Consider the following 24775-nt stretch of genomic DNA (forward strand, 5'->3'; position numbering starts at 1 on the left):
AAGCACTCGTGCACATCCCGACCCCGATGCGCAGACAACCGCTGCCGGATCCGAAAAGCGACAGCGGACCTCAGCTGAATCGGACGATCGATAGCGATCCGGCGACCAGGCAGTAGATCGCGAACGGCAGCAACTTGTGGGTCTGGAAGTATCGCTCCAGGAACCGCACCGCCAGCCACGACGACACTCCGGAGACGATGGCTCCGACCAACACCGGTCCTCGGATACCGTCGGTTCTGGGCCCGACCAGTTCCGGCATCTCCAGCAACCCCGCGCCCAGGATCGCCGGGGTGGCGAGCAGAAAGGCGAACTTGGCCGCGTGCTCGTGTTCGAGACCACGCCACAGGCCCCCGACCATGGTCAGGCCTGCCCGGCTGAATCCGGTCAGCAGTGCGCCGACCTGGGCGAATCCGATGCCGACTGCGTCCCGGACCCCGAGGGCCGCCAGTGGCCGATCGGTTTGTCGACGAGTATCCGGTTGGACGGTGAGAGTGCCGCTGCGCGCCTCCCGTAGGGCGAATCGTCGGCCATATTCTGCCAGCGATGGTTCATTGCGCCGCCGCAGCCCTTCACCGACAATCAGCACCACCCCGTTCAGAGTCAGGAAGACGCTGGCATAGATCGGCGCCGCGAGCAGAGCATGCAGTGGATGTTCCAGTAATGGCCCCAGGACGCCGACGGGGATGGTGGCGATCACGATCAGCCATGCCAGGCGTTGCGGAACGGTGTCGAGGCGCCGTGTCCGCAGCGTGGTGACGAAACCGACGATGATGGCATGCCAGTCACGCCAATAGTAACCAAGTAGCGCCACCGCGGTCGCGACATGTAGGGCGACCACGAACGCCAGATACGGTGTGCCCGTCTCGGACTCGCCGGAGCTGACCAACTTCTTCCAATCGCCTCCGAGCCACGCGGCAACCAATACGGAGTGCCCCAGACTCGAGATCGGGAACAACTCGGTGACACCCTGCACCGCACCGATGACAGTCGCTTGAAAGTAAGTGAGCATCGTGACGAGTCTCGCACGGCGCATGCCGGTAGCGGCGAGCCGGGCGGTCCCGCGAGTAAGCCTGGAAGCCCGAAACCCTTTCCCTGATAAGTGCCCAGCTGGTTACCAAGTGACGGGCAGCTGCTCCGGACCGCGAGTGAGCATGCCGTGCTTCCACGTGACATCGCCGACCGGAACAGCGAGGGCCAGATCCGGGAACCGCTGCGGCACCATGGTGAGCAGCACTTGTAACTGCATTCGGGCCAATTGGGCGCCGAGGCAATGGTGCACCCCATGCGCGAAACCGATGTGCGGATTCGGATTTCGCGCCAGATCGAGCCGGTCGGCGTCGGCGAACGCCTCAGGGTCCCGATTAGCGGAAATGACGGACAGGACCACGCTGTCGCCTTCGCGCACAATCACCCCACCGAGCTCCACGTCGGTGGTCGCCACATACGGCAGGCCGCTTCCACTTCCGAGCGGAACGTAGCGTACGAGTTCCTCGACAGCGGTCGGCACGAGTTCAGGGTTGTCGCGAAGCCGATCGTACTGCCGGTCGTCGGTCAGCAACACATACAGCGAATTGGCCATCTGATCGGCGTTGGTCTCGAAACCCGCTGCCAGCAAAGTGATTCCGAAGGTGACGAGTTCGTCGTCGGAGAGTGTGCCCTGGTCGTCGTGCGCCCGAACCAGCGCGCCGATCAGGTCGTCGGTGGGGTGTCGGCGCCGTTGTTCCACCATGCCGCGAACGTACTCGGCGAGTTGCACCATCGCGGCCATGCCCTCCGCTGGATGCACGGAGGTCACACTCAGCAGGTCTCGGGCCCACTCCCGGAACGCATCCCGATCGGACTCCGATACCCCCAGCAGGTCACCCATGACCAGCGCCGGGAAGCGTACCGCCACCTCCGAGACGAAATCCGCCGGCCTGCTTCCATTCTCCAGTCGATCCAACAGCGACGCCAAGATCTTCTCGGCCCCTGCCCGCAGTTGCTCGACCCGGCGGACGGTGAACTCCCGCGCCACGATGCTGCGGATTCTGGTGTGATGCGGCGGATCCATACTGATGATCATCGAATTCGGCGGCGGGACCGTGGTGATTCGAGGCATACCCGGCGCACAGGCCAGCGCCCGGCTGAACCGGTTGTCGGTCATGATCGACCGGACATCCGCATAGCGGGTCACGAGCCACGCCGTGCCCTCGGGCAACCGGACCGGCACCACCGGGGAAGACACACGGAGATGTGCATATTCGGGTTCGATATCGAGACCCGATTGCGAGGTGAACGGAAAGCCCGACTCGGCCTCACGTACCGAGGACATCAGCTCTCCTCAGGAAACAGAAGTCGGCCGGTGGCAACTTCCACGATCGTGATGGCCTCGGCCGGGCAGCTCATGGCCGCCAAGAGGATTTCCTCGCCGGCCCGGCACGGTGAAGCCGCGGGCCGTGAACGGTCGCCGACCAGCATGAACGCACCATCCGAGGCCGCGACGCAAATTCCCGACCCTAGACACAGGTCACGATCGACAGCAATGTCCCAGTCGCTCACGCGCTTGCCTTCCTGCTGCTCGTACGGAAGGCCGAACACCCGCATAATTTCCCGGACCGGGACCGACGAAATACCGAATCATTCACCATCGGACGACTCACTCTTACAACCCAGAAAACCGGATCTCGCAGCGAACTGTAACCGATACTCCTCGACCGCGCAGCTGGTGGAATTTCGTGGATCGATCCGAGCGTGGTAGCGGAATCCACGCGATCGCTGGCGGTGACTGCGCCGTCGCCCTCTCTCCGACAATGGATTCCGGCCCACCAGCCATCCGAGGGCAGGATCGCGCTCTGCGGCCGTGCACAACCGGCCATCGAGCGGCATCGATGGCGCAGATACACAATCCGAGCGACGTCATGCGTGACGCCCGGCCGGTTGCTTGCCGAAAGCCCATCGTGTTGTTGGATCACACTGTGGCAGAAATGGATTTGTTGGTATCTCGAACCGGGAACCGATTCGCTCGGGCCGAGCCGCGACGGCGGTGACCGAGTTGGATGCGCCTATCGGCTGTCGGTGGCATTCGCCGCCAGGCGCTTCCAGACCGTTTCGATGAACTGCGGCGGCGACGGGGGCGCCGGACTCTGCACGAAGTTGCCCAGTGCGACGTCGTAGCGCGGCCCGACCGCGGGTTCGATGACATCGTGTCCGTCTTCGCGCAACTGGGCGACGTTCCGCTGGATGGCGGGCTTGGCCCACATCTGCGCGGACATCACCGGGAAGAACACGACCGGTGCGGTGGTCGCGATGATGGTGGCAGTCAGCATATTGGGCGCCGCGCCGGTCGCCGCCGCCGCCGACAGAACGTTCGCGGTCGCGGGAAGTACCACAAACACGTCGTGCTCGGCAGCGAGGCTGGCGTGATTCTCCCGCGCCCAGGTGCTGGCGTCGTTCCCGGTGACCACCTTGTCGGCGAACCGTCCCATCGTCGACGCGGGGAGGAAGGTCGTCGCGGAATGGGTCATGAGGACCGTCACGGTGCCATGGAATTGCCCGTACAGCGCGACCATGCCCCGACCTTCGAGCTGGACATTGGCCAGCACGTGGTCCTCGCGACTGCGTGCGATGAGCGTTCTGGTGCGGCTCACCCGCTGAGCGTGTGACGACAGCGTCGAGAACCCGACCCCGTCGATTTCGGTATGCCGCACTCGGCCGCCGAACCCCTGTCGCCGAGCGGCTGGACCCCCACTTCGACGAAGGTATCGCACAGATCAAGTCCCGCCAGTAAGCGACCGCGTCCGCAGCCGAGACGTCCGCAGTGGACAATATCGCGGCGGAACCAGCAGACGATGGTGAGATCGGTATCAACATCTTTCCTTGTGACGCAGCTCTTCGTGCGTCGACGGTGTCGGTTGGCATTCGGTGTACCGACGGACGGGCCGTCTCGGCCCTCCGCACCGGCCCACCACTGGTCACGGCCCCAGACAACGGCGACGGCCACAGCGGTCATACTTCCGACAAGTCGCGTCCAGCACCCGCTATCAGTCACAGTACGCCCCACGCCACCTGAGCCATGCACGGATGGCTTGACGCGCACCGACCTCGCCGAACTCACCGAGGGGTGGTAATCGCCTGGTCAGCGCAGGCGAATCGCATCGCGGAGCCACGGGGATCGGCGGTGGTGCGGGCGGATCCGATCGGTCCAGAGCGGATTGGATTCATCACGGCGGTAGACCGCGAGTTGCCCAGCGATGGCGAAACGCAAGCGGGTGGCTTTGCCGACCACCTCACCGTCGGTGGCCAGCGCCTCCGGAGTGGGTATCTGCACGTGCAGTTCCGGCAATCGGCGCTGGCCGTAGACCTTGCTGTGGCCGATTGCGGCCAACAACAGCGCCAGCACCGCACGAGTGCGGGACCAGCGCAGATCGGCGCGCAGCCAGCGTAGGTCGAGCAGTCCGGCGTCGAGCCGGTCGCGGAAGGCCGGTACCGCGCCATACGGATGGTAGGGGCCGTTGCCCACGAACAGAAACCAGACCCGCTGCCAGCGTCCGTCCAAGCAGATCTCGATCGGTTCGGCACGACGCAGGGTGACTACGAGCGCAGCGGCGAAGGCCGGCCATTTCCCCCAGCGCGGCTGCCATTTCTCGCGCAGCTGCACCAGATCCGGATAACTGCCGACGCTGGCGGTATTGATCAAGAATCTTGTGCGTGAACCGGATTCGTCATCGTATTCGACGCTCGCGATATCAACCGCGACGGCCTCGCCGACCCCGGTCGCGTCGACCACCTCACGCAGGTCGTAGACGCCGAGGTCGCGGGCGAAGTGGTTGAGTGTGCCGGTAGGGATGACGACCAGCGGCAACTCGTGACGCAGCGCCTTCGCGGCCACGGCGGCGACCGTTCCGTCACCACCGGCGACGCCGATTGCCAGGACCGGCTCGATGTGCTCGGCGAGGGCTTGCTCGAGCTGATCGGCACAGTCGAGATCGGGGTGGGTGCGCAGCACGGTAGCGGCGGGCAAGGCCGCGATGATATCGGCGGTGGGATCGTAGTTCGGATCGCCGGACACCGGATTCACCACCACCACAAGCCCTTTGCCTTCCACCAGCACAGGCACCTCGCGCACCGGGCGGGCCTGCGCCTCGTCCGATTCGCGCACCGGCCACCAGCGGCGGGTGGCCAGGGCGATACCGGAACCGACGGCGGCACCGACAAGCACATCGGAGCTCCAGTGCACGCCGGTGTGCACCCGAGAGTAGGCGACGGTCGCGGCCAACGGGGCGGCAACCAGTGCAGTGCGCGGACTTTCGAGCGCCACGGCGGTGGCGAATGCTGCTGCGCAGGCGCTGTGCCCCGATGGGAAGGAAGAAGAGGTCGGGGCAGGACTCAGTCGCCGATCCATGGGCAATAGTTCCGCGGCTGGGCGACGCCGCGCGATGAGCGTCTTGAGTCCAGCGTTGACAGTGAGACTCGCGCCTGCGACGGAGACGACGCCGCGCAGCGCGGCGCGCCGCGGCGCGCCTTTACGTGTGGCGAGCAGCGCCGCGAAGATGAGCCACAGCACGCTGAAATCAGCGCTGCTGGTGAGCCGCAGCAGCCCGTGATCGACCCTGGAGGTCGGCAGCTCGGCGATTACACCGCCGATTGCTCGATCGAACCGTCCGATCCTGTGGAACTTCCTGCGCACCCAGCTACTCACTCGCTCGACACTACCGACCGCCGTGACGATCCTCCGCGGAGCCGAGCGGCGCAGGGCTATTCGGCATCGCGCCCAGCGACGGGCCGGCACGCCGGCGACGTCATGGCGGCGGCACCGATCGGCGCGGCGCTCCACCGAAGCGCGGCCCGGATATCCCTCGCGACACACATCTCTCAGTGGCCGCGCAGCGCGCTGATCATCGTGGTATCAGTCGAGTTGACGATCGTCCGCCGGAATTCGGCCCGGCGGAACCAGCCTGATTCGAGGCGGGGTGACACCGGCAAACGAGTCCGGTCGAACTGCACACGACGGCATTACTCAGCGAGGAATTCGAGTAGAGCTGGGTTGACGACCTCGGGGTGTGTCCAGGCGATGTTGTGCGGCCCGCCTTCTACGGTGACGAAGGTCAGGTCCTTGATCAGCGCCGGCAGTCGGGCTGCGGTGTTGGCGTACGGCAGGATCCGATCGGCGTCGCCGTGGATCAGCAAGGTCGGCACATCGATCTTCGGCAAGTCCGCACGAAAGTCCGTCAGCCAGGTGTCGACGCACGCGTATGCGGCGAATGCCGACGCCGCTACGGCCACGTTGAAACTTTGCTGCCAGGCTTGGTCGCTGATCCGTGTCCCACCCAAGACATCGACGTTGTAGAAGTTGTCGAGGAAGTCCTTGAAATAGGCGGGTCGGTCCTTCTCGATCGCTTGTTTGATGCCTTCGAACACCGAGCCGTCCACACCTTCGGGATTGTCCTCGGTCTCGAGCAGGAACGGCGGAATGGCTCCCATCAGAACGGCCTTGCGCACCCGAGCGGAGCCGTAGGTGCCGAGGTAGCGGGTGACTTCTCCGGTGCCCATGGAGAACCCGCAGAGGATTATGTCGTCCAGGTGTAGGTGATCCAACAGCGTGTTGAGGTCGGCGGCGAAGGTGTCGTAGTCGTAGCCGACGGTCGGTTGGGAGGATCGGCCGAACCCACGGCGGTCGTAGGTGATGACGCGGTAGCCCTCCGCGAGCAATACACGCTCTTGCTTTTCCCACGAATGCCCGTCGAGCGGGTAGCCATGGACCAGCACCACCGGCTGCCCCTCGCCATGGTCCTCGTAGTAGATCTCGATGTCGTCCGAGTTCTGTTGACCGACCTTGACCTTGCCCATCGTGTGTCCTCTCTCGTGGCTGTCGCCCAGCGGCCCGAACCGATCGCAGCGACTCGACCGAGCTACAGCCTGGTGGCAGGTAATCCGTCGAAACCTTCTCCAGTTCGGCCGCCGCACTTGCGCGACGCTGTGCCGCGTGGGGCTACGAATCAGCGAACGCCCGCGAGTGTCCGAATTCCAGACATCTCAGGCCGTGATACCGGGATCGGATGTATGCCGCACGCTGGGACCAGGTCATGCCGCGACACCGCGGGTCCGCGCGGCATCGAACAGACGAACCTGGCCGGGGTGCAGCCGGTACATTACGCCGCCGCTTCATGATCCCATCAGGCAAGGAAGGTCGACCCTGTTACGGCGAGTTCCGGACCGGCGCCCGGTCGACTGCATTGCCGCCGGTTCGCTGATCCGGTCGTAGTAGACGTCGGCGCCACCGTCATCCACGAGGGCATCGTATCATCGAGAGCCCCGCCATTCAGCGAGGTCGGCACAGGCAGCCCAGGATCGACACCTCGATGCGTGGGTTCGGGACAGTGTGGGCACATTTCCGAGAGGCGGATAAAATGCCAGCTCAAAGCCACATATCCGCCAAATCTCACCACCGGATTCCCGCGGGGGACATTCGACATTCCGTACGGAAGCTACCCGTCACCGCGGGCGAGCGAAGTCGACTCACAGGTCGACATCATGGCGACGCCTAATATTTGCTAAGAGATAACGGCGCGCTGAGTTTCTGATGGCGCCGACATGTGCGTGCATCCGACCCATATCTGCTCCGGCAGACCTCCCCGTACGCCACCCTTGCCACATCGCGACGTTCGCAGGGCTTGCCGACCAGACCGACATGGTGGTGGGCTTCTGGAAACGCCATATCACCGACGTCCCGTTCCCACCTCGTGGTCTCGCCGGGAAAGAGGGTGGTTCACCAGGCGATCGCGTGGAATATCGAGCCCGATGTCCGTGCCGAGACAACGATGGAGCAACGTATGGACGACGCTACCGATCGCAAGCCGCAGCTCACGGCGTTCCCGCGCATCGACGACTACGGTTTCATCTCCGACTGCGAGGTCACCGCCCTTATCGCTCCCAGCGGAGCCATCGAGTGGATGTGTCTGCCGCGAATGGACTCCCCCAGCGTCTTCGCGGCCATTCTCGATCGGTCCGCCGGGTCGTTCCGGTTCGCCCCCGCCGACGCCATGGTGCCCACCGATCGCCGCTACATCCCCGGCACGATGGTCATGGAAACCACCTGGCGCAGCGGTGAAGGGTGGGCGACGGTGCGCGATGTGCTGCTGGTCGGGCCCTGGCGGCACCAGAAACCCGGCCGCAGCGCCCATCGTCGGGCACCCACCGACTACGACGCCGAGCACATTCTGCTGCGGACGGTGCGCTGCGAGACCGGGCAGATCCAATTCGGGCTCGACTGCCAACCGGGCTTCGACTACGGCAAACATCGCGCCCGATGGGAGTATCTCGACAGTTACCATCTCGCGCAGGCCACCGCCGACGGGGTCGATCTGCGGCTCACCTTGAGCACCGACATGCGCTTGGGGCTGGACGGTACGCACGCCGTTGCCCGCACCCTTTTGAAGACCGGCGACACGCGTTTCTGCGCACTCTCCTGGGGTAGCCGCGACGCCCCCCGCACTGTGGACGAGGCCGATGAACGGCTGCTGCGGACGATCCATCATTGGCGGCACTGGCTGGCCGGCGGGCGGTTTCCGGACCACCCGTGGACTACCCAGCTGACCCGCAGCGCATTGACACTCAAGGGTCTGACCTTCGCACCGACCGGCGCCATCAGCGCCGCCGCCACCGCGTCATTGCCCGAAACTCCAGGCGGACAACGCAATTGGGACTACCGCTACTCGTGGGTGCGCGACTCGGCCTTCGCGCTCTGGGGGCTGTACACACTGGGTTTCAGCTGGGAGGCGAACGACTTCTTCTCCTACATCATCAGCTTGACCGAAGGCGTCCGGGATATGCAGATCGTCTACGGCATCGGCGGCGAGGCCGACCTCACCGAGCAGACCCTGACCCACCTGCGCGGCTACGAAAATGCGCGCCCGGTGCGAATCGGCAACGATGCCTACCGGCAACGCCAGCACGATGTCTGGGGCGCGGTGCTGGATTCGGTGTACCTCTACGCCCGCCAGCAGGACCAAATCGACGCACGAGCCTGGCAGCTGCTGGGCCGAGCGGTGAAGAGCGCCCTCACCTACTGGCGCGAACCCGACCATGGCATCTGGGAAGTTCGGGGGAAGGCCCAACACTTCACCTCCAGCAAAGTCATGTGCTGGGTCGCCGCCGATCGCGGCGCGCGGTTGGCCCGTATCCACCAGGACCCCGAGCACGCGCAGCGCTGGCAGCAGGCCGCGGACGAAATCCACGCCGACATATGCGCCCATGCGGTCGACTCCCGGCGGGTGTTCACCCAGTACTACGGCAGCACAGCACTGGACGCATCGACTCTGCTCATCCCCTTGGTTCGGTTTCTCCCCCCGGACGACGATCGGGTACGCAATACCGTGTTGGCCATCGCCGACGAACTGACCGAAGACGGCCTGGTACTGCGGTACCGCGTCGAGGAAACCGACGATGGATGCGCCGAGGAAGAAGGCGCTTTCACGATCTGCTCGTTCTGGCTAGTCTCCGCACTATCGGAGATCGGCGAAAAGGAGCGAGCGGAACAACTGTGCGAGAAACTACTCGGTTACGCCAGCCCGCTCGGCCTCTACGCCGAGGAGATCGACCCCCGAACCGGCCGGCACTGGGGCAACTACCCACAGGCGTTCACCCACCTTGCCCTGATCAATGCCGTGATGCATGTCATCCAGGACGAACAAGCGGTGCTTCGACGAGCACTCGGAGGAGAATCGATCGCCCCGCGGCTGAACGATGCGCCGTTCACGCTCGGCTACCTCCACCACTGATCAGGACGGCAATGGTATGTCGTTGTCCGGTCGTCGAATTCGTGCGGCGCGGCTGAGTTCCCAAGTGTTCCCGGCCGATCGTGCTCGCCGACCGCAACCGCTTCCGACCGCCGCCGGCCGAGGTAACGCTGCGCCACGACAGTAGGCCGGCTCGGATCGTGGGGTCGACGACCGGCACTACCCGTTCAACGCTCCAGCGGGTCCGGTCAGGCGCCGACGTAGGTCGCGAGGTGCTCGGCGGTGAGAGTGGCGCGGGCGGCAACGAGATCAGCGGGGGTGCCCTCGAAGACGATCCGGCCGCCGTCGTGGCCTGCCCCGGGGCCGAGGTCGATGATCCAATCGGCATGCGCCATGACCGCCAGATGGTGTTCGATCACGATGACCGACTTGCCGGAGTCGACCAGCCGGTCGAGCAGACCGAGCAGTTGCTCGACGTCGGCGAGGTGCAGACCCGTGGTCGGCTCGTCGAGGATGTAGACGCCGCCTTTCTCGGCCATGTGGGTGGCCAGCTTGAGCCGCTGCCGCTCGCCGCCGGACAGAGTGGTGAGCGGCTGGCCCAGACTGAGATAGCCGAGCCCGACATCGGCGAGTCGCTGGAGAATGGTGTGCGCGGCCGGCGTGCGCGCCGCACCGGTACGGAAGAATTCCGCCGCCTCGACCACCGACATCGCGAGTACCTCGCTGATGTCGCGGCCGCCGAGATGGTGCTCGAGCACCGATGCCTGGTACCGCTTTCCCTCGCAGTCCTCGCAGGTGGTGGCGACTCCGGCCATCATGGCCAAGTCGGTGTAGACGACGCCGGCGCCGTTGCAGTTGGGGCATGCGCCCTCGGAATTGGCGCTGAACAGCGCCGGTTTCACGCCGTTGGCCTTCGCGAACGCTTTCCGGATCGGGTCGAGCAATCCGGTGTATGTCGCCGGGTTGCTCCGGCGCGAGCCACGGATCGCACCCTGGTCGACCGACACCACGCCGTCCTCGGCCCGGATGGACCCGTGCACGAGCGAGCTCTTGCCGGAGCCGGCGACACCGGTGATGACGACAAGCATCCCGAGGGGAATGTCGACGTCGACGTCACGCAGATTGTGCGTCGTCGCGCCGCGGATCTCCAGCGCGTCGGTGCACTTGCGCACCGTCTGCTTCAACGCCGCCCGGTCGTCGAAATGGCGGCCGGTGATGGTGCCGCTGTCGCGCAGCCCGTCGACGGTGCCTTCGAAGCAGACGGCGCCGCCCGCCGTACCCGCGCCGGGGCCCAGGTCGACGACGTGGTCGGCGATCGCGATCGTCTCCGGCTTGTGCTCCACGACGAGCACCGTGTTGCCCTTGTCGCGCAACCGCAACAGCAGGTCGTTCATTCGCTGGATGTCATGCGGGTGCAGGCCGATGGTCGGCTCGTCGAAGACATAGGTGACATCGGTCAACGCGGAGCCGAGGTGACGGATCATCTTGACGCGCTGCGCCTCGCCGCCCGAGAGCGTGCCCGACGACCGGTCGAGCGAAAGGTAGCCCAGCCCGATCCCCACGAACGAGTCGAGCGTGTGCCGCAGCGAGGCGAGCAGTGGCGCCACCGATGGCTCGTCGAGGCCGCCGACCCAGGCGGCCAGGTCGCTGATCTGCATCGCGCACGCGTCGGCGATGGTGATCCCGCCGACGCGCGAGGAGCGGGCCCCCTCGCTGAGCCGGGTACCACCACATTCCGGGCAGGTGGCGAACGTCACCGCACGGTCGACAAACGCCCGGATGTGTGGCTGCAGCGAGTCCGCGTCCTTCGAAAGGAAGGACTTCTGCACTTTGGGGATCAGCCCCTCATAGGTGAGATTGACGCCGTCGATCTTCACCTTGACCGGCTCCTTGTAGAGGAAGTCGTGCAGCTCCTTCTTCGTGTATCGCCGGATCGGCTTGTCCGGGTCGACGAAGCCCGACTCCGCGTAGACGCGCACCGTCCAGAAACTGTCCGACTTCCAGCCGGGGATGGTGAACGCACCCTCGGCGATCGACTTGGAGTCGTCGTAGAGCTGGGTGAGGTCGATATCGGACACCGTGCCCCGACCCTCGCAGCGCGGGCACATACCGCCGGTGCGGGTGAAGGTCTGTTTCACAGCCTTGGTCTTGCCGGCGCCACGTTCGACGGTAATGGCGCCGCTCGCCCGCACCGAGGGGACGTTGAAGGCGAACGCGCTGGGCGGGCCGATGTGCGGCTGCCCGAGTCGGCTGAAGAGGATGCGCAACATCGCATTGGCGTCGGTGACGGTACCGACGGTGGAACGGGGGTCGCCACCCAACCGCTGCTGGTCGACGACGATCGCGGTGGTCAGCCCTTCGAGTACGTCGACCTCGGGCCGTGCCGACGTCGGCATGAAGCCCTGCACGAACGCACTGTAGGTCTCGTTGATCAGCCGCTGCGATTCCGCGGCGACCGTGCCGAACACCAGCGAACTCTTCCCCGAGCCGGAGACGCCGGTGAACACCGTCAGCCGGCGCTTGGGGATCTCGATACTGATGTCCTTCAGGTTGTTCACCCGCGCGCCGTGCACGCGGATCACATCGTGGTTGTCGGCGCCAGACGGCACAGGCGACTGGTTATCCGTCCTGGTGGGCGTGCTCATCGTGTCTCCATCTGCTATGCGGGGCCGGCTTCACAGTCTCCGTCGGCACGCCCGGCTCGATCTAACCAGCTTCGACCAGTCGGTCTGGTTTCGCTTCGTTGATGCGGTCGCACCAACGGTCCGCTGTTCTCCGGCCGGGGGTGGCGCTACGGCCGGGCCGGTACCCCCGGTCCCGGCCGTCCGGACAGCTCTGTTGTGGGTGAGCCGATGCTCGATCCCGCGGCCGGCACTCATCAGACCGGAAACAGCTCGTGAACGTCGCTCTCGCGATCAGTCGCGGTGACCGCCGGTCGGCCGCAATCGGACGGCGTACGCGGTCCCGGCCCGGTCTTGTCTGAGCAGCTCATGACGAGCATCGTCGTGAGCTGCTCAGCGCAGCTGTTGAACGCGGATCAGGTTACCCGCGGGGTCGCGGACGGCGAAGTCGCGAACCCCGTACGGCTGCTCGGTCGGCTCCTGGACGATCTCGGTGTCGCTGGCCTGCAACCGTGTGAAGGCCTCGTCGAGGTCGGGGGTAGCCAGCAGAATGCCGCCGTAGGTCCCCTTCGCCATCATCGCCACGATAGTGCTGCGCTCGTCCTCGGTGATGCCGGGGTCCACCCCCGGCGGATGCAGGACGATGGACGTGCCGGGCTGGTTCGGAGGGCCGACTGTGATCCAGCGCATCCCGTTGAATCCGACGTCGTTGCGGACCTCGAAGCCGAGGGTGTCGCGATAGAAGGCCAGGGCTGCGTCCGGGTCGTCCTGCGGGAGGAAGCTCGAGTGAATGCTGATATCCATGCGGTCACGATAATTGCGGCTCGATAACCGGCGCTTCTCGATTCCTGATCGGTCTGCTCACCTGTTTCGCGACGCACGAGGGTATCCCCGCCGTCTCGTCCGCCGATCGGCGTCGATAGACACTGGGCGGGACACCCACCAGCTCGGTGAAGCGACTACTGAAGGTCCCCAGCGACGAGCAGCCGACCGCGAAACAGACCTCGGTGACGCTGAGGTCGCCACGACGCAGCAGCGCCATCGCGCGCTCGATACGTCGCGTCATCAGGTAGGCGTACGGCGACTCGCCGTAGGCGAGCTTGAACTGGCGGCTGAGGTGCCCGGCCGACATGTTCACACCGCGGGCGAGCGCCTCCACGTCCAGCGGCTGCACGTACTCCCGGTCGATCCGGTCGCGCACGCGGCGCAGCAGCGCGAGGTCGCGCAGGTGCTGCGCGGCGGTAGGTCTGCTGGTCACCCATGGGATCGTGCCACATCGCAGGGATCGATGATCGCGGGCCCGAGCGGTCGAGCGCTGCCCTGCGTCGCGAGCGCCCGCCACCGCGACACACGACCTACCGACCTGGTTGACCGAGGCCGGCCGGGCTCGATGTGCGCAGCGTGCACGCCGTGCTCCTGTCCGGCCCTGGGTACTGGACCCGCCCCATGGATTCCATGGGTGACCGCAAACGCTGTGCGCCTTCGGCGCGACCGTCATTCGGATCGCCACCGGCCCAATGGAAATCGTCGGTATTGGCACTTTTCCACGCACGCCGCGCCTTATAGCGTTCAAGCGTACGAGGAAGAAGTGTTGGAACAGACGAAAGAACTGCCATTCATCGAGATGGCGCAGGTCGCCGCTCCGTTCACGCCGGCTGTCGCGTCGCCGCCGGGCGACCACACCCATGCCGTATCGCCTCGCCCGCGCCGAGAACGTAATCTGTTAGGACATCCGATGGCCGCACCCGAGCAGTGGCACGATGGAAATGATCGAATTCTCCTCCGGCTGCGCGCGATAGCTGGAGAAGTTCTCGAGCTAGCTGCCGAAGCAATCGATATCGGCGCGCATTTTTACGATGACCTGGGCGTTTCCTCGTTGGAGAAGGCAGAGATACTGTCGCGGATCGAACGAGAATTCGGCGTGACGCTCACGGACGGCTCGCATACCACCGTGAATTGCCTCGGCGACGTTTCGGCGATCGTCGACCACTCGGGAGGTGCTCGTCGGTGAACCTGATCGAGTACTTCGTCGGAAAACACGTGGATTCGTCTCGGAAAGATTGTGTGGCCTATATAGATTCCGACATCGGGAATGTCACCTTCACCGAGCTGTTCAGGGCGGCAGGCGCGTTTGCTGTACTGCTCGCGGACGCCGGGGTGGCCGCGCGGACGCGCGGCATGGTGCTGGCAGACGACTCCGTGGCAACAGTGGTGGCCGTCCTCGGACTCTGGTGGCACGGGTGTTCCGCCGTTCTGGTGAACCCGGCCTTGTCGGACAATGAGATCGGATTCATCGCCGCCGACAGCGGCGTGGAGTTCGTCCATGTCGATGTGCCCGCATCCAGGCGGAGTGGCCTCGCAGCAGTGTTGCCGGACACTGCGCAACTCGACGGTGACGCCATCCGAGAGCTGGTCATCCAGCAGCAGCGCTCGACCGAAGTCTCCGAATGCCCCGGGCCGGCGCAATGGTCGCCCGATCAGGAAGCACTGCTGCAGTACACATCCGGCAGCACCGGGGTACCGAAGGGGGTTGCACACCGGGCCGACGCCCTCCTGTCCGTGCCTGCCGGGTTCGGGCGCATTGTTGCGCTGGCGCCAGGCGACACCGTGCTGTCGACCGCGAAGTTGTCCTTCGCCTACGGCTTCGGCAACTCCCTGCTGTTGCCGCTCAGCGCAGGCGCAACCACAGCGCTGATCCGGGGCGGGGTGGACGCCCAGGTCGTTCGCGGCGCGCTTCGCCGCTACAACCCGACGGTACTTTTCTCGGTACCACGCCTCTACGCGTCGCTCGCGGAGTCGTTCGACGGCTCCGGCGGCGGTCGATTGCGCCTGGCGGTCTCGGCCGGCGAAGCTCTTCCCGCCGAGCTCAGCGAACTGACCATGCGCCGCCTCGATGTTCCGCTGGTGAACGGCCTCGGAACGACCGAAGTGCTGTACATCGTCGTGGCCACATCGCCGTCGGATCCGGCGCCAGGCACTATCGGTGTGCCGGTGCCCGGGGTGCACGCCACGGTACGCGATCAGGACGGCCGGGTCCTGACCGGTGACGATGTGGAAGGCCGGCTCCACATCGCCTGTCCCTCCGTCGCGGCCGGCTATCTCGACCGGCCCGCCGCGACGCGGGAAACGTTCGCCGCCGGTGGCGCGTTCACCGGTGACATCGTTCGGCGATCACGGGGCGGCTCGATCAGTTACCTCGGTCGAGTCGATGACTTCTTGAATCTGGGCGGGTACAAAGTCGCGCCCGCCGAGATCGAGAGCGTGGTCCGCACCGTGCTCGGGGTTCGTGACTGCGCTGTGGTCGCGGTCGAGGACCGGCACGGGCTTGCGCAAGCGGTGGCGTTCGTCGTCGCGAACCGCGAGTTCGAACCCAACGCGGTACGTCGCGCGGTAATCGCATCCCTGCGTGCCGAGCTCGCCTCGTTCAAGCGCCCCGGTCGGGTCGAGATGGTCGATGCCCTGCCGACCACGTGGACGGGCAAACTCGCGCGCAACCGGCTGCGCGCAATGGGAGTCGGCTGATGCCGTGGGATATCACCGGGATGGCGGCCACCGCGTCCATCGGCGACTCGCCCGACCAGATTTTCGCTGCGTTGTGCGCGCGACACAGCGGAATCGGGAGCCTGCGCGCGTTCGACGTGACGAAATATCGGACCCGCCACGCTTACGAGATCGATGACCGCGGATCGAGCGGCGACCGGCCGTTCCGGGCAACGCAGTGGCTTCGAACCGTGATCACAGCGGCACTGGCGGACTCGGATCTCGCGGCGTCGTCGCAGCGGTACCCGGTGCTCGTCGGAACCACACTGCGAGAACAGCGATCCGTCGAACTCTGGTGGAAAGACGCTGGCGCGTCGACATCACTCGATCCCGATCGCCTCGATTTCGCCGCAGCGCTCCGTGACACCGCGCAGATCGGCGAGGTGTACACCGTCGCCAGCGCGTGCGCCGCGTCCCTGTACGCACTGGGAATGGCGACCGACCTGATCGAACTCGGTCTTGCCGACACAGTGATCGTCGCGGGCACGGATTCGATCACCGAAAGCGCGTTCGGTTCGCTCGATCGCGTGCAGAACAGAACGCCTAACGCGTTGCGCCCGTTCGATACCGATCGAGCGGGCATGATCATGGGCGAGGGCGCGGCAGCGATCGTCGTGCGTCGAGCCGAAACCGGAGCCGCTCGGCATGCACGACTTCGCGGCGTCGCGATGAACTGCGACGCGCGCCACGCCACCGCGCCGGATCCGGCGAGCATCCAAGCCGTCATCAGGGACGCCCACAAGCAAGCAGGCGTCGATGCCGACGACATCGACCTGGTGATGCTGCACGGCAGCGGCACACCGCTCAACGACGCCGTCGAAGCGTCGGCGCTGACCGAAGTCTTCGGCGGGCTCGTCGCACCACCGGCGATGACGGCGATCAAATCAATGACCGGTCACACGCTTGGCGGGTCCGGATTGCTGAGCCTGATCATGGGGGCAATCGCGTTGCGGCGCGGGCTGGTTCCCCCGATCGCCGGACTCACCGACCCACTGGACGAGGCAGCGAAGCTGCACCTGGCGCAGGACACGGTTCGGGCCGACATGACGATCGCACAGATCGATGCGTTCGGATTCGGTGGCATCAATGCGGTCGCGGTCATCGAGAAGGGCACGAGGTGATGCGCCAGCCATCGGTCGTCACCGGCGTCGGCCTCGCGGTCACGGGGCTCGCCACCGGCGCGGGCCTGAACTCGCTGGACTCGAACGACGGTGGGTTCGACTCGTCGGTCGACCTGGGCGGACCGCAGATGCGACATAAGGACCGCGCGTCGAGACTGGCCTTGCGCTCGGTCGAGCGCGCATTCGCCGACGTGGACAGGTCGACCGGGACAGCGAACTCGGTCGATCACGCGACGACGGCCACGGTGGTCAGCTCCAACTACGGCAACCTCGACACCGTCTGCGAATTCACCGATCGCATCGCAGAAGTGTCCACAGCCGGCTTGAGCCCGTTGGGGTTGCCCCATGTGTCGTCCAACGCCATCGCCGGCTGGATCGCGATCCGGCACGGACTGCGCGGGCCGAACATCACCTTGTGCAACGGCCGCACCAGCGGAATCGACGCGCTGTATTGGGCAGACAATCTCATCGGCGCCGGCCGTGCCGACGTCGTGGTCGTCGTCGGTGTCGAACCCGATACGCGTCAGGTGCGCCGCCTGTTGAGCGCCGGTCCGGATGCGCAGGTGCTCGACGGCGCCGCGGCCGTGATCCTGGAATCGGAGGCACACGCGGCGAATCGGCAGGCACGGGCGCGGGCCGTCCTGGGGAGCCGTTCTCGTGCAACCGATATCGGGCACGTGGTCGCCGCGTTCCGGGATGAGACACCAGTGCCGGGACTATGGCTGACCCCGTCGGCACTGCCACCGGATATCTCGCCGCTCATCTCGGTCCTCGACCTCACCCAACGGCTCGGGGAGTGTTCGGGGGCTCTCGGGGTGCTGCAGTGCGTGGCGGCGATCGCTCACCTCGACAGCGGAGATCCGGGGCCGATCTACGCGACGTGCGGCGGTGGGCCACGCGGCGACCTCGCGACGCTGCAATTCCTCCGCCCGCGTGACCCCGCGACGACACCGTTTCCGGTGCGACACCACTCCGGAAATTTCCCACTCGATCAGGAGGGAAGATGACGAGCAACCCATGGTCGGCGGCGGATATCGAGGATCTGCGGGAATTGGTCGCCCGCGTCCTGGAGGTGCCCGCGTCCGAGATCACCGAAGACACGCATTTCGTCGACCAATTCAATGTTGACTCGCTGCTCGAACTCGAGATCGCCGCGCGCTTGGAGGAGAAGTACCGCATCGAGATTCCCGCAGCCGAGATCACGTCACTGACGTCGTTCGGGCATGTTCGGGCGCTCGTCGACCGGCTGCGCGACGCGGAATCACCCCGTGCCGAATCGAATACCTGAGATTGGAGGACCAGGTGACCTCAGCGGAATCCGTGCGGATCGAGGTGGCGGTCGACACGGTGACCGCGATGTCGCGCCTCGCGGGATCGAATCGGTTCGGTGACTACGTCGTCTACGAACGGCCCGGTCACTGGGTCTTTGCGGCAAGTCCCCTCGGTCACGTCCAGCTCGACACGGACCAAGTGCGGGTGAGTGTTGCCGACCGGCACACGCTCGAGCAGTGGAACGACCGGCCGGTCGAGACGCTGCAGCGAGCGTTGGAGTCGTTGCGTGTCGGCTGCGGCGCAGGGGCATCGGGTACCGCGTACGGGTGGATAGGATTCGAGTTCTGCGCCTATTCGTTCGGCGCCGAGCGCCACCTCCGCGGCAAAACCGGCTTGGCGCATTTGATCATTCCTCGTATCGAGGTCGCGATCACGGAATCGGAGGTGACCGTGAACGGTGCGACAGCCGCGGAAATCGACGTGATCGAAGAACTGCTCGGCGCGCCGGTCGAGCCGCCACCGGTGGCGCATCCCGTCGATACCCGCGCCGACACAAGCGGCTACTGCGCGCGGGTAGCCGCAGCCGTTGCCGAGATCGCCGAGGGCCGCTATCAGAAGGTGATCCTGTCGCGTCGGGTCGAATTGCCGTTCCGCGTCGACCTGCCTGCCAGCTACCGGCTCGGGCGGGCACACAATACCCCCGCACGCTCGTTCCTCCTGCGGCTCGACGGATTGGCGGCGGCGGGGTTCAGCCCGGAGTTGGTCGTCTCGGTCGACGACGAGGGCGTCGTGTCCACCGAACCGCTCGCCGGTACCAGAGCTTTCGGTCGGGGTGCGGCAGCGGATCTGGCTGCCCGAAACACTCTGGAATCCGATCCGAAAGAGATTGTGGAGCACGCTGTCTCGGTGAAAACGGCGCTCACCGAGGTGGCGTCGATCGCCGAACCGGGTTCGCCGGTAGTGGCCGATTTCATGACCGTCCGCGAACGCGGAAGCGTCCAGCACTTGGCGTCGACAGTCCGCGGCCGCCTTGCCCGGCATCGGACCAGCTGGGATGCGCTGGAAGCGCTGTTCCCCGCCGTCACCGCGTCGGGAATACCCAAGCGGGCCGGCGTCGACGCCGTCTTCCGCCATGATGACGCACCGCGCGGTCTGTACTCCGGGGCGGTGGTGACGGTCTCGGACAGCGGTGCGCTGGAGGCCGCACTGGTGCTGCGGGCGGTGTACCAGTCCAGCGGCGCCGCATGGCTGCGTGCGGGCGCGGGCATCATCGGCCAGTCCCGGCCCGACCGCGAATTCGAGGAGACCTGCGAGAAATTGAGCAGCGTGGCGCCATACCTGGTGCGCGCGAGGTGATCTCGCGGTGAACGGACCGACGACAGGCGACGACCCCGGCGCGCGATGGCCCGACAAGCCGTGGTTGTCTCGACGTCGGTCGCCCGAATTGCCCTGCCACGTAGGAGTTGCGTCATGGTGGCGCATGAGTAAGCTCCCGATATGCTCGGCCGGACCCACTCATGAGCGCGACGCTCACGGCTTTCTCGGCGGGTGCGGCACGGCGCCTTCCACCCTCGATGTCCGGCCGCATCCCGTCGCTCGCCAGCCGACGAGGCTGACCGTGGACCTGCACGTGACGTTCGAGGGTCGAGGGGACCTCGGTGGCCAGATCTACCGGCAGATCAAGGCCGCGGTGCTGGACGGGCGACTGTTGCCGGGACAGCCACTGCCCCCATCACGAGAGCTCGCGCGACGGTTGGCCGTCTCGCGCAACACTGTGACCGGCGCCTACGATCGACTGGCTGCCGATGGACTGGCCGAGAGCCGCGTCGGAGCAGGGATATTCGTGCGGGCAGCGATCAGCGCGCCGGGCTATCCACCCATACCGCGCGGTCGCGAATCCGCAGTACTGCCGTTGCCTTTGTGGGCAGACCTCATCGTTCCCGGCCCCAGCTTCTTTGCGGAAGCGCCACAGTACGACCTTCGTCCGGGTATCCCGGATGTGCGGCTCTTCCCCTTCGAGGCGTGGCGGCGATTGACCTCGCAGGTGCTCCGAGCATCGTCCATGGGGACGGGAATGCCCATCGACCCGGCGGGGCTGCTCGCACTGCGGGCCGCTATCGCCCGCCATATCGGCGTCTCCCGGGCCGTGCACGCGACCGCCGAGAACATCATCATCACGCAGGGAATCCAACAGGCGTTGGACCTGGTCGGACGCGTACTGCTGCGTCCGGGCGACTGCGTGGCCATCGAAGATCCTTGCTACCCCCTTGTGCGGGAGCTGTTCCGGTCCATGGGCGTCGAGGTCGTAGGCGTCGAGGTCGATCCGGAGGGCTTGCGCGTGGATGCGCTTCCCGACCACGCACGGATCGTCTATGTCACTCCGTCGCACCAATTCCCGCTGGGTATGCCGATGTCGATGCCGCGCAGGCATGCGCTGCTGGATTGGGCGCGCGGTCGCGACGCCATCGTGATCGAGGACGACTACGACACCGAGTTCCGGTATGGCGGGCGTCCGCTTCAACCGCTGCACAGCCTCGATTCCGCCGGACGGGTCATCTACGTCGGGACCTTTTCCAAGATCATGCTTCCGGTGCTGCGCATGGGGTTCGTCGTCGCACCCGCCGCGCTCTGGGCAGCGTTGCGGGCCGCGAAGTACGTCGCCGATTGGCATTCACCCGAGCCGACGCAGGCCGCACTTGTCGGGTTCATCGAGGAAGGCTTGTTGGCCAAGCACATCCGTCGGATGCGCCGAGAGTATCAGGCGCGGCACGATCGAATTGTCGATCTGCTGGCGACGGATTTCGCGGACACGTTGACCGTCATTCCATCCGCGGTGGGCCTGCACGTGGCAGCGTGGACACGCCCCGGCATCGACGCACGTGCTTTAGCCGCCCGCGCTCGCGCTCGCGGCCTGGGCCTGTTCCCACTCTCCCAATTCCGCATGAGCGAGGGCGCCGACGGCCTGATAGTGGGATACGGCGCCATCCCGCTGACCGATATCGACGAGGCCCTCGACCTGCTGCGCTCGTCAATCGAAAACAACCGGTTGACGACTGCTACGCACCCCGTCCGGCGCGCTGGTCCATGAGTCGACCGCGGCGCTTCCCTTGCCCGATCATGATCAGCCGAATTGTCGCGCGGCCACATTCGGCCAACCTTTCGGTCTCCGACCGCGACGCGGCGTCGATGGTCCTGTATTCGAGTTATGGAAGGCGAAGTATCACAGCTCTGAGCCCATGAGTCAGAGGCTAGGTTCGGACTGCGATCTTGAACACGAGGTTGGTCAGGGCGCCGAAAGCGCCGCGTGCACCGATGTAGAGCCGTTTGGTGTCGTAACCGGCGACGTCCTTCATGTTCTCGCCGCCGAAGCGGGCGGTGGCTTGCTTGTCGATGATGGTGACGTCGGTCCCGAGTAGAGCGTGCCTCACGTGAATCCGCTCGTCGCCAGTCGCGGTGGCCACCAGTTCGCCGATAGTACGTTCTTCATCCGAACTCGGGATGGCAGCGCAGGTCACATTGCGCTCGTCGAGGTAGCGGTTGATCTGCTCCAAGGTGGCTTCGGCTCCGACGACCAGGCTGAGGTTACCGAGGTCGACGGTGATGTCAGTGTTGCCTCCTGCGGCCACCACAGCGGCCGGATCCTGTGACAGGTTGCCGGTCAGCGCGTTGCGGACGGCGGCACCGAACGTGCTCACGTCCGGCTCTTCGGGTGCCGGATCGGGCAACATGATGCCTGGATTGAACAGCCCTGCGCGGTCGAAGGCCGTCTTGATCGCGCGTTGTGCGGCAATCTCGACCGGAGTGAAGCGCTTGGTCATGAATTGACGCTTCTCGGTGCCGACCCCGTGCTCGCCGGTGATGGTACCCCCCAAACCGAGGGCTGCGTCGATGATCTCGTTGTTCGCGGCTTCCAGCGCCGAGGCAGCCTTGGGGTTGTCCTTGTCGAAGAAGGTGGTTGGGTGCAGATCGCCGTCGCCGGCGTGGCCGGTCACGGCGATGAACAGCAGCCCGTCGGTGTGGCGGGCGGCGGCGCTCTGGATCGCCTCCTGCATGTCGGGGATCCGTTGGCGGGGGACGGTGACGTCGCCGATGAAGAAGCCTTTGCCGCTCTGCACCACCGAGTCCGGGGCGTGCAGACGGCCGTACCACAGCGCGGTACGCGATTTCTCGTCCTCGGCGACGCGGACCTCGGTGGCCCGCTCGCGTAGCACCTTGTCCACGATCGGCTGGTCGCGGGCGACCTCGGCAGCGGTGCCATCGACGTCGATGAGCACGATGGCATCAGCATCGAGCGGGTAGCCGGTGTCGTAGAACTGCTCGAGCCCGGCGATACCGTCTCGATCGAGCCATTCCACCGCAGCTGGGACGACACCGGAGGCGATCACCGCTGCGACAGCATCGGCGCCCTCGCGGGCGGAGCCGAACGCACCCATGAGGCTGTGCGTTACCTCAGCGATCGGGCGAAGCGCGATGGTGGCCTCGGTGACGATCCCCAAAGTTCCCTCTGAGCCGATGAGAACGCCGAGCAGGTCGGGGCCGTCGTCGTCGGCGCTGAGGGTGAGGGTGGATCCGTCGGAGAGTACGACCTCCACCGACAGGATGTGGTTGTAGGTCACGCCGTACTTCAAAGCATGGGGGCCGCCGGCGTTCTCGATGATGTTGCCTGCCACGGTGGCCAGGTGCGCGGACACCGGATCAGGGGAGAAGCACAGCCCGTGCGGGGCGAGCCGCTCCTGCAAATCCGAGTTGATGACGCCGGGTTCGACCCGTGCGCGGCGGTTGGCGACATCGACCTCGAGGATGTGGTTCAGGCCGGAAAGGTCGAGCAACACACGGCCGGCGGCCGGCATCATTCCCGCGGAGCAGTTCGACGCACCACCTCGGGGGACGATCGGGACGTTGTGCTGGGCGGCGATCCGCACGATCGCGGCGATCTCGTCACGATCACGAGGGCGCAGCAGCAGGTCTGCGGTGCCGCCGAAACCCCAGAAGTCGTGGCCACGCTCGGTGCGGACTGTGCCGTCGGTGATCACTTCGCCCTGCCCGGTGACCGCGGTGGTGAACTGTTCGATGGTTGCGCTATCCAGAATGGTGACGTTTCCTGAAGCGTGAGTGGTCATTTCGATCGTTCCTTCGATCGTGCGATCGACTTGTCGCGGTCGGTCGGTTCGGCGCTACGCCGACGGCTGGACTTCGACAGGTTCGGTGCTGATGTGGCTCAACGCGGGTCGCTGCCGACTACCGGTTCAGATGACCGCGTCGACCTGCGATGGCGTCTTGTAGCCGATTCTCGAGGGGTAGAGAACAAATTATAGAAGGTCCCAATTATAGAAGGTCGCAACATATTCCACAACCGAGAACCATCGACGCGGAAACCTTCAATGAATAATACTCTTCTGATGGCATCGCCGAAGAAACTGATCACCGACCGGAGTCTTCTTCCAACAAAATCGTGGAGATTTATCAGAGGAGCTATCGAAAATGGTCGGATACGCTCGACGACGATGCTTGCCGCGTGTCGGCCGAGAAGCCGGCCGACACCTGTCCGAGCTGCGAGCCTTCCGCCGATTCCACTCCTCGGATATGACATGTATCGGAGCACTTCCCGGAACCGACGCGGAGGCGTTCACGACTTGACGTCGGCCGCGAATTCACGTTGCCGACAACGAATCGGGAGTACTGACAACGATGACGTTTCGCAAAAGCGCTGCGGTCGCGGCAATGGCCGCCATGGGCGCTGTCGCCGGCACCGTCATCGTCGGAATTCCCGCCTGATCGCCGCCGGAATTAAATTCTGTAAACGACACGCACGGAACACCCGATAGAGGTCGTGACCAGGACATGTCGGGTCCACTACGACACCACCCATTCAGCAGCGATCCGCACGCGCGAACACCCGTCGTCCGGCCATCCGGATCGGCACTCCGATACCCCGAAGACGTCCATCGTTATGCGCAATTTCGGCAAACACGGTGTCGAGGCAGCTCCGTTGTGCCTAATTTACTCGGTGATAGCGGGTGATGCACTCCAGCGACTACTCTCGGGTGCTATGTCGGCGACGCACCGAGAGCGTGCCGGGGGTCCGGTGGCGGCAACGGATGGTTTCGTTGGTCGTGGTGCAGAGCTGGACCGGATCAGTACCTTGCTGGTGGGCTCGGCCCGATTGATCACCCTGATCGGCCCGGGCGGCATCGGCAAAACACGACTCGCCACCGAAACCCTGCGCCGCTTCGCCAAAGCCAAGAACACCCCCGTGTTCTGGGTACGACTGGCCCGACTGGCCAAAGGATCCGACACCCAGGCGATCGAAGAAGAAACCACCGCCGCGGTAGTCGAGGCCGACTTCTCCGGACGCTCCAGCTGGACCGCCCTGATCGACACCCTGACCAGAACCGACCCCTCCGGACGCCCCAGGCAAACCATCCTGGTCATGGACAACTGCGAACACGTCCTCACCGGCGCCGGACACCTCATCGCGCAACTACTCGACGCAGTACCCGGATTGACC

At 65.5% G+C, this 24775-nt stretch carries 19 protein-coding genes; 9 read left to right on the forward strand and 10 right to left on the reverse strand.

Annotated features, from left to right (window positions below; genetic code table 11):
* Positions 1 to 70: 70 nt before the first annotated feature.
* The 6 genes from AB0B25_RS27580 to AB0B25_RS27605 form a co-directional block, all read right to left on the reverse strand.
* The gene (locus AB0B25_RS27580) at positions 71 to 1009 is read right to left on the reverse strand and encodes an undecaprenyl-diphosphate phosphatase (protein ID WP_357185315.1); all 939 of its coding nucleotides are present in this window, start codon (positions 1007 to 1009) and stop codon (positions 71 to 73) included.
* Between the two features lie 102 nt (positions 1010 to 1111).
* A complete protein-coding gene (locus tag AB0B25_RS27585; protein ID WP_357185318.1) occupies positions 1112 to 2311 on the reverse strand; it encodes a cytochrome P450 in 1200 nt (399 codons plus the stop codon).
* Entirely contained in the window at positions 2311 to 2577 is a 267-nt protein-coding gene (locus AB0B25_RS27590; protein ID WP_357185321.1) for a ferredoxin, read from the reverse strand. Before AB0B25_RS27590 ends, AB0B25_RS27585 begins: the two co-directional genes overlap by 1 nt.
* A gap of 464 nt (positions 2578 to 3041) precedes the next feature.
* Positions 3042 to 3626, reverse strand: coding sequence for a flavoprotein (locus tag AB0B25_RS27595; RefSeq protein ID WP_357185323.1), 585 nt, complete (start codon positions 3624 to 3626; stop codon positions 3042 to 3044).
* A 488-nt stretch (positions 3627 to 4114) separates the two neighbouring features.
* The gene (locus AB0B25_RS27600; protein WP_357185325.1) at positions 4115 to 5677 is read right to left on the reverse strand and encodes a phosphatase PAP2 family protein; all 1563 of its coding nucleotides are present in this window, start codon (positions 5675 to 5677) and stop codon (positions 4115 to 4117) included.
* Positions 5678 to 5991: 314 nt separating this feature from the next.
* Positions 5992 to 6825, reverse strand: a complete 834-nt coding sequence (locus tag AB0B25_RS27605) for an alpha/beta hydrolase (protein ID WP_357185327.1) — start codon at positions 6823 to 6825, stop codon at positions 5992 to 5994.
* A 983-nt stretch (positions 6826 to 7808) separates the two neighbouring features.
* Here AB0B25_RS27605 and AB0B25_RS27610 point away from each other — a divergent pair.
* Complete coding sequence (locus tag AB0B25_RS27610; protein ID WP_357185330.1) at positions 7809 to 9755, forward strand: glycoside hydrolase family 15 protein; 1947 nt, start codon at positions 7809 to 7811, stop codon at positions 9753 to 9755.
* A 206-nt stretch (positions 9756 to 9961) separates the two neighbouring features.
* Here the strand turns inward: AB0B25_RS27610 and AB0B25_RS27615 are convergent, their stop codons facing one another.
* From AB0B25_RS27615 to AB0B25_RS27625, 3 genes are all read right to left on the reverse strand, one after another.
* Entirely contained in the window at positions 9962 to 12358 is a 2397-nt protein-coding gene (locus tag AB0B25_RS27615; RefSeq protein ID WP_357185333.1) for an excinuclease ABC subunit UvrA, read from the reverse strand.
* Positions 12359 to 12727: 369 nt separating this feature from the next.
* On the reverse strand, positions 12728 to 13138 hold the full coding sequence (locus AB0B25_RS27620) for a VOC family protein (RefSeq protein ID WP_357185336.1): 411 nt from the start codon (positions 13136 to 13138) through the stop codon (positions 12728 to 12730).
* A 4-nt stretch (positions 13139 to 13142) separates the two neighbouring features.
* On the reverse strand, positions 13143 to 13592 hold the full coding sequence (locus tag AB0B25_RS27625) for a helix-turn-helix transcriptional regulator (RefSeq protein ID WP_357185339.1): 450 nt from the start codon (positions 13590 to 13592) through the stop codon (positions 13143 to 13145).
* Between the two features lie 201 nt (positions 13593 to 13793).
* On the opposite strand from AB0B25_RS27625, the gene AB0B25_RS27630 reads away from it, so the two are divergent.
* From AB0B25_RS27630 to AB0B25_RS27660, 7 genes are all read left to right on the forward strand, one after another.
* Positions 13794 to 14345, forward strand: a complete 552-nt coding sequence (locus AB0B25_RS27630; RefSeq protein ID WP_357185343.1) for an acyl carrier protein — start codon at positions 13794 to 13796, stop codon at positions 14343 to 14345.
* A complete protein-coding gene (locus tag AB0B25_RS27635) occupies positions 14342 to 15856 on the forward strand; it encodes an AMP-binding protein (protein WP_357185346.1) in 1515 nt (504 codons plus the stop codon). The genes AB0B25_RS27630 and AB0B25_RS27635 overlap by 4 nt, the downstream gene beginning before the upstream one ends.
* On the forward strand, positions 15856 to 16995 hold the full coding sequence (locus AB0B25_RS27640; protein ID WP_357185349.1) for a beta-ketoacyl synthase N-terminal-like domain-containing protein: 1140 nt from the start codon (positions 15856 to 15858) through the stop codon (positions 16993 to 16995). Before AB0B25_RS27635 ends, AB0B25_RS27640 begins: the two co-directional genes overlap by 1 nt.
* A complete protein-coding gene (locus AB0B25_RS27645; RefSeq protein ID WP_357185352.1) occupies positions 16995 to 18002 on the forward strand; it encodes a beta-ketoacyl synthase N-terminal-like domain-containing protein in 1008 nt (335 codons plus the stop codon). The genes AB0B25_RS27640 and AB0B25_RS27645 overlap by 1 nt, the downstream gene beginning before the upstream one ends.
* Positions 17999 to 18283 carry an acyl carrier protein gene (locus AB0B25_RS27650; protein ID WP_357185355.1) on the forward strand — a complete coding sequence of 95 codons (285 nt, stop codon included), beginning with the start codon at positions 17999 to 18001 and terminating at the stop codon, positions 18281 to 18283. Before AB0B25_RS27645 ends, AB0B25_RS27650 begins: the two co-directional genes overlap by 4 nt.
* A gap of 14 nt (positions 18284 to 18297) precedes the next feature.
* On the forward strand, positions 18298 to 19623 hold the full coding sequence (locus tag AB0B25_RS27655; RefSeq protein ID WP_357185358.1) for a salicylate synthase: 1326 nt from the start codon (positions 18298 to 18300) through the stop codon (positions 19621 to 19623).
* A gap of 124 nt (positions 19624 to 19747) precedes the next feature.
* On the forward strand, positions 19748 to 21355 hold the full coding sequence (locus AB0B25_RS27660; protein ID WP_357185360.1) for a PLP-dependent aminotransferase family protein: 1608 nt from the start codon (positions 19748 to 19750) through the stop codon (positions 21353 to 21355).
* Between the two features lie 160 nt (positions 21356 to 21515).
* Here AB0B25_RS27660 and AB0B25_RS27665 read toward each other — a convergent pair whose 3' ends face one another.
* Entirely contained in the window at positions 21516 to 23387 is a 1872-nt protein-coding gene (locus tag AB0B25_RS27665) for an FAD-linked oxidase C-terminal domain-containing protein (RefSeq protein WP_357185363.1), read from the reverse strand.
* A 929-nt stretch (positions 23388 to 24316) separates the two neighbouring features.
* On the opposite strand from AB0B25_RS27665, the gene AB0B25_RS27670 reads away from it, so the two are divergent.
* Positions 24317 to 24775: ATP-binding protein (locus AB0B25_RS27670; protein ID WP_357185366.1), on the forward strand; the 459-nt coding region annotated here is incomplete at its 3' end.

It is taken from the genome of Nocardia sp. NPDC049190, from assembly GCF_040648115.1.
Lineage (GTDB): Bacteria > Actinomycetota > Actinomycetes > Mycobacteriales > Mycobacteriaceae > Nocardia.

Excerpts from the sequence above, each read along its gene's own strand:
- AB0B25_RS27615 (WP_357185333.1), bottom strand. The coding sequence starts at position 12,358 with ATGAGCACGCCCACCAGGACGGATAACCAGTCGCCTGTGCCGTCTGGC.
- AB0B25_RS27660 (WP_357185360.1), top strand. The coding sequence starts at position 19,748 with ATGAGTAAGCTCCCGATATGCTCGGCCGGACCCACTCATGAGCGCGAC.
- AB0B25_RS27665 (WP_357185363.1), bottom strand. The coding sequence starts at position 23,387 with ATGACCACTCACGCTTCAGGAAACGTCACCATTCTGGATAGCGCAACC.
- AB0B25_RS27580 (WP_357185315.1), bottom strand. The coding sequence starts at position 1,009 with ATGCTCACTTACTTTCAAGCGACTGTCATCGGTGCGGTGCAGGGTGTC.
- AB0B25_RS27645 (WP_357185352.1), top strand. The coding sequence starts at position 16,995 with ATGCGCCAGCCATCGGTCGTCACCGGCGTCGGCCTCGCGGTCACGGGG.
- AB0B25_RS27620 (WP_357185336.1), bottom strand. The coding sequence starts at position 13,138 with ATGGATATCAGCATTCACTCGAGCTTCCTCCCGCAGGACGACCCGGAC.
- AB0B25_RS27605 (WP_357185327.1), bottom strand. The coding sequence starts at position 6,825 with ATGGGCAAGGTCAAGGTCGGTCAACAGAACTCGGACGACATCGAGATC.
- AB0B25_RS27650 (WP_357185355.1), top strand. The coding sequence starts at position 17,999 with ATGACGAGCAACCCATGGTCGGCGGCGGATATCGAGGATCTGCGGGAA.
- AB0B25_RS27610 (WP_357185330.1), top strand. The coding sequence starts at position 7,809 with ATGGACGACGCTACCGATCGCAAGCCGCAGCTCACGGCGTTCCCGCGC.
- AB0B25_RS27640 (WP_357185349.1), top strand. The coding sequence starts at position 15,856 with ATGCCGTGGGATATCACCGGGATGGCGGCCACCGCGTCCATCGGCGAC.
- AB0B25_RS27585 (WP_357185318.1), bottom strand. The coding sequence starts at position 2,311 with ATGTCCTCGGTACGTGAGGCCGAGTCGGGCTTTCCGTTCACCTCGCAA.